The organism is Paenibacillus sp. 32352 (assembly GCF_002042965.1).
Lineage (GTDB): Bacteria > Bacillota > Bacilli > Paenibacillales > NBRC-103111 > Paenibacillus_S > Paenibacillus_S vulneris.
Genome location: NZ_MZNT01000002.1, coordinates 223,373 through 238,386 on the forward strand (window position 1 = coordinate 223,373; position 15,014 = coordinate 238,386).

Below are 15,014 nucleotides of genomic sequence, written 5' to 3' on the forward strand. Positions count from 1 at the left end.
GAGGAGGCAAGATCATGGCATCTAGACCGAAAATACTCATTACCCGTAAAATTCCTGCTGAATGCTTAGCCTATTTACAAGAGCATTGTGACTGCACCCTATGGGACGGCCAAGGATCGATGCCAAGAGAACAGCTTCTTGACAAGATTAAAGACTACGATGGACTACTTTTAAGCGGTACGCCTGTCAATGCCGAGCTGCTGGAACGCGCGCCGCGGTTGAAGGCGGTAAGCTCTATCAGCGTAGGCTATAACCATTTTAACATTGAGGAAATGAAAGCCAGAGGGGTCATCGGAACCCATACCCCTTATGTGCTGGACGATACGGTAGCCGATTTGGTGCTCGCTTTGATGCTGGCTTCGGCAAGAAGAATCGCGGAGCTCGATGCCTTCGTCAAGCAGGGCAAGTGGAGAAGGGGCCAGGTTCGCGAGGAGGACCTGTTCGGGATGGATGTTCACCATGCCACGCTCGGGATCATCGGCATGGGCAGAATCGGGGAAGCTATAGCCAAGAGAGCCGTACACGGCTTTGATATGAATCTGCTGTACTATAACCGCACCCGCAAGCCAGAGGTGGAGGAACGGTTCGGCGCGCAATATTGCTCGCTTGAGCAGCTGCTCAAGGAGTCTGATTTTGTTGTTCTGATGACTCCGTTAACGCCGGAGACCGTTCACTTTATCCGTAAAGAGCATTTTGAGCTGATGAAGCCTAGCGCATTCTTTATCAACGCATCCCGCGGCCAGACGGTAGATGAAGAGGCACTGATCGATGCTCTTCGGAACGGAATCATTCGCGGCGCGGGACTCGATGTGTTTGCCCAAGAGCCGACCTCGCCGGACAATCCGCTGCTGCAGCTGGATAATGTCGTCACGGTACCGCATATCGGATCGGCAACCGCTAAAACGCGGAACGATATGGCCATGGTCGCTTCCCGGAATTTGGTGGGAGCTCTTACCGGCGGTAAAGCCTACGTGGTTCCGGAGCTTCAAAGCTTGCTGAAAGCATAACAAATGAATCCTGCAAAGCACGACCTCGGATTCGAAGCTGATACAGATGCTTTACGTTGAGCTCATTTATAATATAACGAAAAAAAATACAGGATACCCGAATTCAGGTATCCTGTATTTTTTATGCAAAGATAGCCGCTTACTTCTGCATGAATTAACCCTGAACGACGAACTCTCCCGAGATATCGGCAATAAGCGGGGAAGGCTCGCCGCTGTACCATAGCTGAAGGGAGTGAAGGGCACGCGTGCATCCGACATACAGCAGCTTGGCGTCCTGAGGTGTGGCTTGGTAATTCTCTGAATCCGCGTCTACAATAATAACGGCATCGAATTCAAGTCCTTTTGCCATAAAGGAAGGTACAACCGAGATCCCCCCTTCATAACGCTGCTGGCCTGCGGAGATGAAATTCGCTTCCATTCCTGCAGCGCTCAGCTGCTTATGCAGCTCCTTGCAGCGTGCTTCGGTTCGTCCCAAGACCGCTACGGTGGACACGTCTCCAGATTGCAGTCGCTGAATCTCACGGATCAGCTCGGGAACGAGCCTCGGCCCGTCTCTATGCACTATACGGACGGTGTCGCCGCTGCGGAACACAGGAACCGCAAGCGCCGGCGTCTGCTTCCAGCCGCGAGTCAGCACTTCGTTGGCAAAGTAGATGATTTCCATGGTGGAGCGGTAGCTTCTGTTTAATTGGAAGTAGGAGGTTTTGCCTTCCTCGAACAAGGAGCTGAATTCGTTCCAATCGGTTATGCCTTGATAGGCGTGAATGCCTTGGGACAAATCCCCGAGGATAGTGAAGGACTGGTTACGCGTATGCAGCTGAAGCAGGGCGACCTGAAAGGGAGAGAAGTCTTGCGCTTCATCAATAACCGTATGGTCAAATGTAAGGTCACCATGGATGCCGGCAAACCTGGCGCGAATATACAAGAGGGGGGCAAGATCCTCCGGTTGAACGCGTTTTTTCTTAAGATAAGCTTCCGTATCCGCTCTTAAATCCTCTGTAAGCTCCGACTGCAGCTCCTTCGTCATAAAGCCGGATTTGCCGTCCGTCTGAAACAGTTCCTTATAGAAGGAGAAAGGAGTATAAGCGGTCCAATGCTTCGAATACTCGCGAAGCCTTTGCGAGCCTTTCTTTTTATAATCCTTTTTCAGATGAACCTCCCACGCCTTTTCGAGCTCCATCTCAAGCCAGCGCTTTATTCTTGCCAATACACGCTCACGGCGCTTCATCAGCGGCTCATGCTTATTTTCCACATCATACCATTTGAGAATGGCGGAATGAGGCAGCCGCGCTCCGTCCCAAGGCACAAAATCGGTTCGGGGAACCGCATGAGCTTCATACTGCTGCAGGACTCGGTCCAGCCACTTCATGAATGAAAGGGAGCCTTTGATTCGGCCAGGAGCCGTATCGTCCATTGGAGGGCGGTGGTCTCCGACCTGGAACCAGTAGGTCAACCGTTCGGCTTGATCCGCAAGCTTCACTTCATGCTCCAGAAGCTCAAGCGCCCAGTCGGTGAAGGTGGTCTGCTGAATGTGCCCGACACCCAGCTCAGGAAGTACGCCGGAAATATAATCGAGAAACATCCGGTTAGGCGCCAGGATGATCATTCGTTCCGCGCGCACCTGATCCCGGTATTGATATAAAAGAAAGGCGAGCCGATGCAGAGCAACGGTGGTTTTCCCGCTTCCCGCGACCCCTTGAATAATTAAAGCGCTGTTCTTGACCGCACGGATAATGGCGTCTTGCTCCGCCTGGATGGTCGATACAATGTCACGCAGCTTATTGTCCTTGTTCTCACCCAACCGATAGAGCAGGAATTCGTCGGTCACCGCCATTTGATCGCCACTTCGATCGTAGGTGTCGACGACCCGCTGCAGGATTTGCTTGCGAATGACAAGATTCCTTTTTAAATAAACAAGACCTTCTACCGTGCCCTCCGGAGAGTCGTAAGCAACCGCGTCCGTACCGCCTGTGAAGGAATAAAATAAACTAGCGACAGGCGCACGCCAGTCAATAACCATCAGATCCAAGGAGGATTCCTTCTCGACGCCGACCTTACCTATATATAATGGAGAGGGCTCGTTCTGGCCTTGCTCTTGAAAATCCAGCCTGCCAAAGTACGGCTCATTCCGGGCAACCGCCAGGTTGCGGCGTCTGGATTCACGAATCGATTCCAGCACTTGCTCCGTGTGGTCCTCTCCGGTATAGGGAGGAATCTTGCGCAGCTCCTCCAGCTGCTGGTCGATTTCCCCCAGAGTCTCTTCCAATTGCTGTAATTCCTCTTGATACGCACTATGCACACTGGATTCCAAAACGATAAACCTCCATTCGGTTCAAACCATGATTTTAAAGACAGGGTATATACTATATCACAGTAAGTTTGGGAAATGCAACCATTTGAAAACGTAAAAAAACACAACTGACTACAAACGAGTCCATTGTGGGACAAGCGGCCCCCAAGTACAATCAAAGTACAAAATCAAACATTGACTAGAGGAGGGGTGTCGAATGGCAAGTAAAATTCAAGCGTCTGACCGCGTTCAGGTCCAGTTCAAATCTAAAAGCCACAAAATGATGTTTTTTAAAAAATATTTTTCGCTGTATCTTCTTTCAATTCCGGGTATTATTTTCTTTTTAGTATTTAAATATGTGCCTTTGCTCGGCTCGATCATTGCCTTTCAAGACTACAACATTTTTAAGGGGATTAGCGGCAGTGAATGGGTAGGGTTGGCTCACTTCAAGAGAATGTTCGAATACACCGAGTTTCTGGTTATTCTTAAGAACACTTTGTTAATTGGTTTATACGATCTTGTGTTTGCTTTTCCGGTTCCTATCATTCTTGCATTGCTTCTAAACGAATTGCGCATTCAAACGTATAAACGAATTGTACAAACAGTTATCTATATGCCGCACTTTTTGTCCTGGGTTATCGTAGGCGGTATCGTGGTGGGGCTGCTTTCTCCAACGACTGGCTTCGTTAATCAAATACTGGCCAACTTCGGTATTGATTCTATCTACTTCCTGGGTGATAACTCTTATATTCGTACGATTCTCATCGGATCGGGGATCTGGAAAGACAGCGGCTGGGGAACGATCATTTATTTGGCGGCTATCGCGGGAATTAACCCGGATTTATACGAAGCAGCTCAAATCGACGGTGCCAGCAGATGGCGTCAAACCTTTTCCATTACGATTCCAACCATCCTGCCGACGATCACGATCCTGCTCCTTCTTCACATGGGGAACTTCCTGGACTTCGGGTTCGAGCGCGTATACATCTTCTTGAATCCGCTCAATAGCGAGAACGGGGAAATTCTAGATACGTATGTGTACAGAGCCGGTTTGGTCGACCGACAATACAGCTATACAACGGCTATCGGATTGTTCAAATCCCTGGTAGGTCTGCTGCTTATTATGGTGGGTAACACGTTCAGTAAAAAAGCTACCGGCGACGGTCTGTATTAATACCAGGAAAGTACTACGGAGGTGAAAACAGAATGGTCATAAGCAAGGGTGTACGTACGTTTAATGTCATCAATATTATCTTTTTGACAGTACTCGGTTTAACGATGGTGCTGCCATTACTGCACGTTATCGCACAATCTTTCAGTAACAGCGTAGCCATCAACAAAGGTCTCGTCTATTTCTGGCCGGTGAATTTCACAGGCGCCAACTATACCAGCATTTTGCAGGACAAGACGATCTGGATTGCATTTAGAAACAGTGTCATCATCACCGTCGGAGGTACATTGATTAACCTGGCGGCGACAGCATCTCTGGCGTACCCGTTGTCCAGACAGGAATATTTGGGTCGCAAAGTCATACTGATCATGGTGCTTATCACATTGATCTTCCATGCTCCACTAATTCCGAACTACCTGCTGCTCAAAAACATCAAGCTGTTGAACACGTTGTGGGTTCTTATGATTCCTACCGCCATCAGCGCATATAACTTGTTCGTTATGAGATCGTTCTTCATGAACTTGCCGAATGAGCTTTTCGATTCCGCGCGGATCGACGGCTGCGGCGAGATGGGGATGCTGTGGAGAATCGTCCTTCCATTGTCCAAGCCTGCCATGGCTACTATGGGAATCATGTACGCCGTATCCAACTGGAACACCTATTCAGCGGCCATTTACTACATCAACAGCCGGTCGTTAATCCCGCTTCAAGTAAGACTTCGTGAGATGATCATTACGGACCAGTTCGGAGCATCCGATTCGTCTGCATTGGATCAGGCAATTAACTTGTCACCTGAAGGCTTGAAAATGGCTGTTATCGTTATCGCAACGGTGCCTATTATGCTGGTATATCCGTTCCTGCAAAAGCACTTTATTAAAGGGATGCTGGTAGGCTCTATCAAATCATAAAAAAACACAACCTCCCGTAATTTTAACAATATTGATAATTGCTTTAGCAAGTTATAATAACGATGTAAACGCAATCAAAAATCAATCTGTTAGTAAGTACATTAAAGGGAGAAGGGGTACAATGAAAAAAACAGTTGGTCTTGTCATGGCTTCCGTATTGGCAGTCGGCTCCATAGCCGGCTGCTCCAGCGGGGCAGGGACGAAGGATGGAGACAAAGGAGGCGCTCCGGCAGCTTCTAAAGGTCCTTTGAAATTTTCGATCTCATTTCCTACGACTGTAGGGGACGGTTACGGCCAAAAGCAGCCCGATTTAAGTAAAGAGAAATGGGTTCAGCGCTTAAACAAGTTGACGAATACCGAATTGGATGTTAGGTTAATTCAAAGGGAAAAGATGAGCGTCTTGTTCGCGGGCAACGATATTCCGGATGTGCTTGGAAGCTTGGATTTGCCTACAGGTAAAGACATGGCGGGCTCTGTTGAAGCAGGCGTATTTCAGCCCTTGGATGACTTGATCAAGCAATACGCACCGACCCTTTATAAAAACGTTCCCAAAGCAGCCTGGGATTCCGTTACTTACAACGGCAAGATCTACGGGATTCCGGATTACTTGACGAATCCATCCCGCCGCGCGACTTATATTCGGACAGACTTGCTGGAGAAGACAGGATTGCCGGCTCCTAAGACAATCGATGATTTCTTGAACGTCATGCGTGCCTTTAAGAAACTCGGAGTTGAAAACCCTTACCAAATGCGTGAAAACTTCAAGTACGCGGATGTCGTCTTCGGAGCGTTCGACGTGCTTCCATACAAGGATCAGTTTGAACAGCAAGGTGATCAAGTCGTTCCGAAGTTCTTTGATGTAGAAAATATGCAAAAAGCTCTTCAAACCTTGAAAACCATGTATGATGAAGGCTTGATTCCGAAAGACTTTGCAACGATTTCCTCTACGGACTACAGCAAAAACATCAACGCGGGTAAAGCGGGGATGTGGTCTGCTAACTTAAGCGGTGGATTGTCCGGCTTCAGAACGAATATTACCGCTGTGGATCCTAATGCGAAAATCGACGTCATTCCTTCTCCGACAGGTCCGGAGGGCAAAGGCGGATACTTCTTGTACTCCCCGATGGTTCGTACGTTCTACATCAATAAGAATGTAGATAAAGAGAAAGCTATCGGCATCATGAAATACTTCGAGTGGATGCAAACCGAAGAAGCAGCCAAATTCTTCAGCCTTGGTGTTGAAGGAGAGAATTACACGGTTAAAGACGGCAAAATCTCGTACAAAGCTCCGGCGAACAAGGATGAGAAGGACGAAGAGGGCTGGCGTACAACGTTGTGGGTTGGACAAGATTCCACTTACAACAAGCTGCAATTGGAGCAGAACAAGGACGGTCAAGATACTTTGAAAGCGTTTGAAACCATCTTGTCCAAGGAAGGTCTTGGCGGTATCGGCTTCTATCCGGACTTGAAAGCCTTCTCCAAATATCCTGACTTAACTCCGCTTGGCGATACAGGTCCTAAATTGATCATTGACCATATGGTGAAAATGGTTTACGGTAAAGAACCTATCTCCGATTGGCCTAAGGTCATCGAAGAGTATAAGCAAAAAGGCGGAAACGATATTATTAAAGAAGCGACAGAGAGATACAATAAAAAAGACGGCGTTTCCATCTTCACCAATAAAAAATAGTTATCAAGCATCTGCCCTAGCGATAGGGTGGATGCTTTTCCCGTTTTACAAGGAGGGGGTTAACAGCATGCAGTTACTCATTGTAGATGACGAACCCATCAATCGTAAAGGATTAGCCCGTATGGCAGAGCAGTACCCGCTGCCCGCTTCCCATATTCATACGGCGGCGAACGGCCAACAAGCGCTTGAAATCATCAAGACTCAGGTGCCCGACATTATTTTTACAGACATCCGCATGCCGAAGATGGATGGGCTGGAGCTGTGCAAACATCTTCACGAGCAGTACAGCCATATCCCCGTAGTGGTCATCTCGGGCTACTCGGATTTTGAATATGCGCAAAAATGCATGTCCTACGGCGTGAAGCATTATTTGCTGAAGCCCGTAACCAAATCGGATGTTATCGAAGTGCTGGATGCGCTGATCAAGTCGAAGGCCAAAAGCTTCGTATCCTTGACCAAATATGAAGAGTGGATCGAAGAGGTTGAACAAGCCATCTGGATGCTGAACCTGACCGAGGTTAAGCAATTGACCGAGCAGTGGAAGCAGTACTGCCTGGAATCGGAGCTGAACGTTATCCAGCTGAAGGAACTGCTGGAGGAGTGCATCAATATGATTGTCAAACGGATGGCCCGCAAGTCTATGGTACTGACCGTTGAGAAGAGCGATTCACGCCCCCTTACGAGAGAGGATGCCCTGATAGCCTTCGAGAGTCAGCTCAAGCAATTGACAAGCGATCTGATGGTCAAACGAAGCGGCAATTTTAAAGATCCGATGAAGGAAGCGAAGGCTTATATCGACAACCACTTGTCTCAGGAGATTACATTGGAGGAAGTGGCGGAGATGGTTGGGCTTACGCCGACGTATTTCAGTTCCCTATTTAAGAAAATGACGAATGAAACCTTTGTGCAATACCGTATTAAAAAGCGGATCGAGCTTGCTCAGAAGCTGATGGCGGTTCCTCATATGAAGATGAGCGACATAGCGGCGGAAGTAGGCTATGAGGATTATCCTCATTTTACAAAAATGTTCAAAAAAATGACAGGCTATTCGCCATCTGAATACCGAAGTATTCTGGGGATTAAATAATGAAAGGGAATTTATCTCGCAAGCTGTTCACTTACTTTCTTGTCGTCATTGTGGTTTCGTTGACCTCGGTAGGGGTGTTTACTTATACTCGTTCGTCGAACGAGCTAGATCAGCTCAGCAGCCGGCATATGTCTCAGATCGTCAACAATGCGATGTATCAGACGGATCTCTATTTGCAAAGTTATGACCGTTCTATGTCATCGCTGCTTTCCAACCAGGATGTGAAGCAGTTTCTGGACAAGCCGCCGCTGAACGGTTACGATTACTACAGCTTTTATTCATCGATTAAAGAATATGGAATAAAACCGATCTTTATTAGAAGCCCGGAGATCGTGAATATGTATATTATGAGCTACAACGGCAATTCCATCTTCAGCTTTAACGGCGGAGGGTCGGATCAGCCGCTCAGCTCGGCGGATGCCGCCAAACGCTTGGCCATGTTGAAGGAAAGGACGAAGGATAACGGCCAATTAAGCGCCTTGAATACGACGATACAGCCGGAAAGAAAAAATAGCGTCATTACGCTGGCGCGGAAAATTAGAGGGTTAAGCTCTCCGGCCTATAACGGTATCCTTGCCTTTGAGGTTCAAATAAGGGATTTGGCGGCCCTTTGGGGAGGAATTGATCTCGGTGAGGACGGATATTTCTTCATTCTGGATGAATCGGGCGAGATCGTCTATCACCCGCAGCGTGAGATGATCGGGACGCAGGTATCCCCCATGCTGAAGCAGCAGCTTGACCAATCGGATGCTCAAATGTTCGAAAGCTCGGATGGAAGCAAGAAGAGGATGTATGTAAGCCGCAACTCCGAATATTCAGGTTGGACCTTGGTCGCCACTATGCCGCTTGACGAGCTGAAGAAACCGATCGCCGGCATCCGAACGACAACGATTTTGGTAGGTCTGAGTACACTTGTTGTGTCTATCTGGCTGTCGAACCGGTTCGGCCGTTCCATTACACGTCCGATACGCATTTTGAAAAATGGGATGAGACAGACGGAGAAAGGGAACTGGATGACGATTCCGGTTCGATCGAATGAACCTAAGGATGAAATCGAGGAGCTGACCTTCAGCTATAATATGATGGTCAAGCGGCTCTCCGAGCTGGTCAAGCAGGTCTACGAGGCTGAGCTGCAAAATCGCGAAACGCAGCTGGAACGCCAGAAGGCGGAGTTCCAATCGCTGCAGATGCAGATTAATCCTCATTTCCTGTACAATACTTTGGAAACGATAGCTTGTTATGCAGCGTTAAAGGATTCGGACGAAATATCCGAGATCGTCAAGGCCATGGCTTACATGCTCAGGTATTCCGTACAAACCAATCTGGAAGAAATTACGGTTGCTAATGAGCTGAAGCATGTATTGACCTATATGACGATCCTGAAGCACCGGGTAGATGACGAATTTGAAATCGAAGCGGCGGTCCCTCCGAATTTACTGCTTCACAAAATGGTGCGCCTGACGCTCCAGCCGCTTGTAGAGAATGTATTTCAGCACGCGTTCCCGGATGGAGTAGAGCCTCATCATTATATACGAATTGATGCAGGTATTGAGTCAGACATCTTCTGGGTCAGCGTAGAAGACAATGGCGCGGGAATCCCGGAGGATAAGCTGGCGGAGCTGAACAATAAGCTCGAGACGTACCGGTTGACGGACACGGTAGGCAAAAGCGAGAAGATCACCAACGGAATCGGCATGATGAATGTGCATCGGCGGATTCAGATGGTGTTCGGTGAGGAATATGGTCTTCGTATAGAAAGCAAAATCAAAGAAGGAACCAAAATCATTATGCGAATGCCGATTTCGAATCTGAAGTAGGCCAAGAAGCGCTCAGGCGGGCTGGGAATGAGGACCACCCCGTCATGAGCGTTTGTTGTTTCAAGGTTTACAACAGACTCATTTTTCGTTACGATGAGTGAATAACTTCTATTATTCTCAAGGAGCGATTCCAGGTTTGAAGACTCTTGTCATTGCGGAGAAGCCGGACATGGGCCGGAATATTGCCGCCGCAATAGATTCCAAAGCAAAAAATCACCGTACTTACATTGAAGGTGAGCAATATATTATTACATGGGCCATAGGCCATCTGATCGGGCTTGCAGAGCCTGACGCCTATGACGACAGGTACAAGAAATGGAACTTCAATGACTTGCCGATCATACCGGATCAGTTCAAGCTCGTTCCCAATTATAAGACGAAGGACCAGCTGAAGGTGATTGCAGAGCTCGCGAAGCGATGCAGCCATCTGGTAAACGCCTGTGATGCCGGGCGAGAGGGGCAGCATATCTTCTCCTTAATTCAACGGCATTTGAAGCTGAAGCACCCGGTCAAGCGGCTGTGGATTTCGGATTTGACTCCGGAAACGATTCGCAAAGGCTTTGCGGAGCTGAGGGACGGCTCGGAATATGAGAACTTGACGAAGGCGGCAAGAGCAAGAAGCGAGGCGGACTGGCTGATCGGAATGAACGGCTCGCGCGCTTTTACGACCAAGCATAACGAGCTGCTGTCCGTCGGGCGGGTGCAGACACCGGTGCTCGCTATTTTGTATGACCGGCAAAAAGAAATCGAGGCGTTCCAGTCCAGCAAGTTTTATGAGGTGGAGGCGCAGTTCAAGCAAGGGGATACCGAGTATAAAGGCTTGTGGCAAGGGGATCGTATAACCGACCCAGAGAAAGCCAATGCCCTGGTTGCGAAGCTTAAAGGCAAGCCGGGAAGGATCGCAAGCTACGAGGTAAAGGATACGAAGGAGTATCCTTTCAAGCTGTATGATTTGACTCTGCTGCAGCGTGAAGCGAATGCGAAATACGGCTATTCCGCGAAGAAGACGCTGGATTTGGCTCAAGCGCTGTATGAGAAGCATAAGGTCATCAGCTACCCCAGGACAAATTCCAACTATGTGACGGAGCAAAATATCGGCGAGATGCACCGGTCGCTGGAGCAGCTGAGGGGAACCGGATATGGCCACTTGGTTGCGAATGCGGATAAAAGCAGAGTGCATAAAAACAATAAGGCGGTGTGCAATCCGGCTAAGGTGGAGGATCACCATGCGATACTGCCTACGCATAAAAAAGCCAGCGGATTATCCAGCGATGAGCAGAATGTGTATGATTTGGTTGTCCGCCGGTTTTTATCGCATTTTTACCCGCCTGCCGAGTACAAGATGCATACGGTCATGACGGAAGTCGAGCAGGAGATGTTCAAGAGCACCATCAAGCAGCTTCTTGCCGAAGGCTGGAAGGTGATCTATGCGGATCAGAAGAAGGACAAGCCCAAATCGCGAGGAAAAGCCGATAAATCCGAAGAGGAGGAGCCGGAGGAGGAAATCAGCACGCCTTTCTCGCTTCAGCCGGAGCTTCCGGTCAAATGCGCGAAAATAGCGGCTAAGGAAAAAGAAACCCAGCCTCCGAAGGCCTACACGGAAGGAACGCTGCTCAAAGCGATGGAGGGAGCGGGCAAGCAGATTGAGGACGAGGAGCTCCGCGATGCCATGAAGGACTCGGGACTGGGGACTCCTGCCACCCGGGCATCCGTCATCGAGCGGCTCAAGCAAGTAGGTTATATCGTCATGCAGGGCAAGCGCATCGTCATTACGCAGAAAGGGCGCACAGCGATCGAGCTCGTCCGCGGAGCGGGCGTCGATCTTCTGACCTCGCCCGAAATGACAGGCCATTGGGAGCGCCGCCTCAATGAGATCGCCCGCGGATTGGCCTCGGACGAAGCGTTCATGGCCAATGTCAAGAAATTCACGAACCTGATCGTCGATAAGGTTCGCGTCCAGTCGAAGGCAGCGAAGCAGGCCTTCGAGGGCGATGCCCCGTCCGCAGGCGCAGCCAAGCGGACGCGCAAGCGCGCAGCCGCGGGCGAGGCCACAGGCGGCAGCGCTGCCGCAGCGCCGGCGGCGAAGCGCACCCGCGCCAAGCGCAGCGGCGACGCCGCGGGCAAGGCGCCCGCCGGCGGGACGCGCTCGCGCCGCAGCGCGGAGCCTGCCGCGGCGGAGCCGATGCTTGCCGCAGCCAGCGCAAGCGTGCCCGCCCATGCAGGCGGCACGCCGGCCGCAGCGGCTGCGACGGCATTGCCGGGCATAGCCGCATGCCCGAGACCCGGCTGCCGCGGGCGCATCATCATGGGCAAGCGCGGCTATGGCTGCAGCGAGTACAAATCCGGATGCGGATTTGTGATCTGGAAGAACAGCTTCGGCGCCGAATTAACGGAGACGGCCGTCCGTTTCCTGGTGGAAAAAGGACGAACCGCCCGAATGACCTGGACCGACGAGTCAGGGAATCCCGTGGAAGGGCGGATGGTGCTGACGGACAGAAGCACAGGCAAGCTCTCCGTAGAGCCCGTCACCGGATAATCCAATCTATCACATTGAACTTATTCATAATCATATCGAACAGCCCCTCAACCAAACATCGGAGGGGCCGTTCTTTTTTATTTGCATTAGTCTGCCAGCAAAGGCAGTACATAAGCATAAACGGCTACGAAGTGACATAGGCTTCCGCCAGATACGAAGATATGCCAGATGGCGTGATGGTACCGGATCCCCCGCCAAAAATAAAAGATGCTGCCTATGCTGTACAGCAGAATCCCCCCGATAAGCCATAGCATTCCTTCTTGAGACAGCACCTGCTGAAGAGGGCGTAAGATGAACACGCTGAGCCAAGCCATGACCAGATACTGGCCTATGGAGAAGGTCATATAACGGCCCGGATACACCAGCTTCAAGGTGATCCCGAGACAGGTCAAGCCCCATATGAGGATAAGCATGCACAGTCCCAAAGGACTATGGCGCAATACAAGAAGGAACGGTGTATAGGTCCCAGCAATAAGCAAATAGATTGCGGCATGATCGAGCGCTTCATATTTTGCGATTGCTTGCTCCTGGGTGGCGCTGTGCAGCAGAGTGGAGCAAACGTACAATATGACAAGCGATGCCCCGAACACCGCGCTTCCAAGTAAATGAACCATGCTCCCGCTTTTTAGCGATTGCACCAGCAGCAAGACAAACGCTGCCGAACTCAAAACAGCGGCCAATCCGTGGCTGATGGCGTTTGCCTTTTCTTCTTTCCATGACGTTGCTTCCATTCCGGTTACCACTCCCGTTGCTTCTCAAAAATAGGCTGCATTCAGCCTATCCTATCGTTCCCAGGAATGCTAAATTTTAAGCTGCCGGAATGAAAATATCAATCATTTTCCTGAGCCGCTCCTCCCACCGTAACAAAACAAGGAACGTGAGAAAGGTTTCCTTTTTTGGCCGGGAACAGCCACAGCTGGGGCGTATCCTGAATAGCAGGGATGGACAGCTGAAACAAGCCTTTCGGGAAATTGGAGCTGTGCAGCCACAAATGATTGCCGTCGACCTCCTTCACGGATACCTGAATATCGTTCGCAGGCTGGCCGTGGACATAAACTACATAGGGACCGGCAGACGCTGCAGACTTCTCATCGATTCGTTTGGTAAATCGGACCAGAACCAGCTCCTGCCCGCTCCTCCCGGCGCTGACGGCCTTAGGAGGCTCATCGTACATGTACTTGCCCAAATGGTATTCATAGGCGGTCCATGAAGCGTAGCCGAGCTTGGCAGCCGTTTCGGCAAACTTCCACAGCCATTCCCGGCTGCGCCTCATATTTTTCAACGAACCGATGTCGGTTTGAATACCTAGTGGTAAACTCGGAAATTGGGCTCGTATTCGGGAGGTGAAGGGCTCATAACGTTGAATATAGTCCGCCGGCAGCATCCATCGCATCCAATCAGGCCAATGCGTCTGAATGAAGTGGACATCAGGCCTTACGTAAGCAATCATCGAGTTAGCATCGATCCCTTGATATTCCCTGAGCTTTTGCACTGAATCTGGCCCCGCATCGATCCCGAGTGACCAGGTGGCGATCCGTATATCGGGTCTCGACTCTCTAACTCCATGCGTTCCGTTGATGAGCTCGAATAAAAAGTGGTTCACCGCATGGACTCGGAACTCGACCCATTGGCGGTACAGGATCGGATTTTTTTTATAGTAAAGGGGTGAGGAGGCGTATTTAAAATCCGGAATATCCGAGCCGTATTGCTGCTTGAAAGCGGCGCGCGCATAAGGGCCGACATCGCCGTATACGCCGCTGGATAACCCGTTCCATTCGGGAAAATAAGGCTCCGCTATCTCCAAGCCGTCAAAGGGATAGGTACGGACCAGCCGGGCCAGCGCTTGTTTTTTCCAGGCCACATAGCGGTAGCTGAAGGGAGAGAGACGGTAATACCCATCGTTGACCGGCTTTAATAAGGTCATCTGCCATTCCGGCCAATCGTTGGGCAAATGTGCCGTCGTATAGGTTCCGTTCCCCAGAACCGTTGCCCATACGGCAAAGCCTCGGTCGCGCAGCTTCTTGAGCAGCTGATCATTCACTTGGGTCTCGTCGGTCACGAAATAACGGACAACCCTGTAGCCTGCGATCCATAGCTCATCGGCAATGCTTTGCGGCGACCGATCCCGGTAATAGGGGAAGGTTGGATCAACCTGGATGGAAGGACCCAGCATGTTTTTCATTATGGAACCACCTTTCCTGCGAAGCTGACGGTCTTTGACAAACGATATAAGCTCTTACAGCTGCATATGTTTAAGAATACCAAATTAGTCGGCCGATAGGGCAGTTTCAAAACCCTTAGTCCGTTTGGTTTATAATAGATGAATACATTTTATGGCTATTACTAGATAGACGATGCATAAAAACGTTTGTTATTATGAGGGGAAATGGAAGCTGCTGCATGAATCGGAGAAAAGAGAGCTGGCTGTCATCTCAGGAATTTTATATTTGATCTCTGATGTCCAGTCTTGGCTTAAGTATCAAAAGGGTTCGTACAAAGGATGGTAAT

The 15,014-nt window shown here is 49.9% G+C and carries 10 protein-coding genes; 7 read left to right on the top strand and 3 right to left on the bottom strand.

Going from position 1 to position 15,014, the window contains the following annotated elements; genetic code table 11:
- The first annotated feature begins 14 nt into the window (after positions 1–14).
- Entirely contained in the window at positions 15–1,007 is a 993-nt protein-coding gene (locus tag B1728_RS05475; RefSeq protein ID WP_079909178.1) for a 2-hydroxyacid dehydrogenase, read from the top strand.
- A gap of 154 nt (positions 1,008–1,161) precedes the next feature.
- Here B1728_RS05475 and B1728_RS05480 read toward each other — a convergent pair whose 3' ends face one another.
- Positions 1,162–3,318: a HelD family protein gene (locus tag B1728_RS05480; protein ID WP_079909179.1), complete on the bottom strand. Its 2,157-nt coding sequence runs from the start codon at positions 3,316–3,318 to the stop codon at positions 1,162–1,164.
- Between the two features lie 196 nt (positions 3,319–3,514).
- On the opposite strand from B1728_RS05480, the gene B1728_RS05485 reads away from it, so the two are divergent.
- The 6 genes from B1728_RS05485 to B1728_RS05510 all read left to right on the top strand — a co-directional run bounded on the left by B1728_RS05485 (position 3,515) and on the right by B1728_RS05510 (position 12,506).
- Positions 3,515–4,471, top strand: coding sequence for an ABC transporter permease (locus B1728_RS05485; RefSeq protein ID WP_079909180.1), 957 nt, complete (start codon positions 3,515–3,517; stop codon positions 4,469–4,471).
- Positions 4,472–4,503: 32 nt separating this feature from the next.
- Positions 4,504–5,376: a carbohydrate ABC transporter permease gene (locus tag B1728_RS05490; RefSeq protein ID WP_079909181.1), complete on the top strand. Its 873-nt coding sequence runs from the start codon at positions 4,504–4,506 to the stop codon at positions 5,374–5,376.
- 121 nt (positions 5,377–5,497) lie between these two features.
- Positions 5,498–7,066, top strand: coding sequence for a type 2 periplasmic-binding domain-containing protein (locus tag B1728_RS05495; protein WP_079909182.1), 1,569 nt, complete (start codon positions 5,498–5,500; stop codon positions 7,064–7,066).
- 67 nt (positions 7,067–7,133) lie between these two features.
- Positions 7,134–8,153, top strand: a complete 1,020-nt coding sequence (locus B1728_RS05500) for a response regulator transcription factor (RefSeq protein WP_079909183.1) — start codon at positions 7,134–7,136, stop codon at positions 8,151–8,153.
- Positions 8,153–9,970, top strand: coding sequence for a cache domain-containing sensor histidine kinase (locus B1728_RS05505; protein ID WP_179135901.1), 1,818 nt, complete (start codon positions 8,153–8,155; stop codon positions 9,968–9,970). Before B1728_RS05500 ends, B1728_RS05505 begins: the two co-directional genes overlap by 1 nt.
- A 136-nt stretch (positions 9,971–10,106) precedes the next feature.
- Entirely contained in the window at positions 10,107–12,506 is a 2,400-nt protein-coding gene (locus B1728_RS05510) for a type IA DNA topoisomerase (RefSeq protein WP_079909185.1), read from the top strand.
- Between the two features lie 86 nt (positions 12,507–12,592).
- Here B1728_RS05510 and trhA read toward each other — a convergent pair whose 3' ends face one another.
- Positions 12,593–13,237: a PAQR family membrane homeostasis protein TrhA gene (trhA, locus tag B1728_RS05515; protein ID WP_079909186.1), complete on the bottom strand. Its 645-nt coding sequence runs from the start codon at positions 13,235–13,237 to the stop codon at positions 12,593–12,595.
- Positions 13,238–13,335: 98 nt separating this feature from the next.
- Entirely contained in the window at positions 13,336–14,688 is a 1,353-nt protein-coding gene (locus B1728_RS05520) for an N-acyl-D-glucosamine 2-epimerase (RefSeq protein ID WP_079909187.1), read from the bottom strand.
- Positions 14,689–15,014: the final 326 nt, after the last annotated feature.

Bases quoted from the DNA above. Each gene is read 5' to 3' on its own strand.
- B1728_RS05495 (WP_079909182.1), top strand. From the start codon at position 5,498: ATGAAAAAAACAGTTGGTCTTGTCATGGCTTCCGTATTGGCAGTCGGC.
- B1728_RS05485 (WP_079909180.1), top strand. From the start codon at position 3,515: ATGGCAAGTAAAATTCAAGCGTCTGACCGCGTTCAGGTCCAGTTCAAA.
- B1728_RS05490 (WP_079909181.1), top strand. From the start codon at position 4,504: ATGGTCATAAGCAAGGGTGTACGTACGTTTAATGTCATCAATATTATC.
- B1728_RS05500 (WP_079909183.1), top strand. From the start codon at position 7,134: ATGCAGTTACTCATTGTAGATGACGAACCCATCAATCGTAAAGGATTA.
- trhA (WP_079909186.1), bottom strand. From the start codon at position 13,237: ATGGAAGCAACGTCATGGAAAGAAGAAAAGGCAAACGCCATCAGCCAC.
- B1728_RS05505 (WP_179135901.1), top strand. From the start codon at position 8,153: ATGAAAGGGAATTTATCTCGCAAGCTGTTCACTTACTTTCTTGTCGTC.
- B1728_RS05520 (WP_079909187.1), bottom strand. From the start codon at position 14,688: ATGAAAAACATGCTGGGTCCTTCCATCCAGGTTGATCCAACCTTCCCC.
- B1728_RS05475 (WP_079909178.1), top strand. From the start codon at position 15: ATGGCATCTAGACCGAAAATACTCATTACCCGTAAAATTCCTGCTGAA.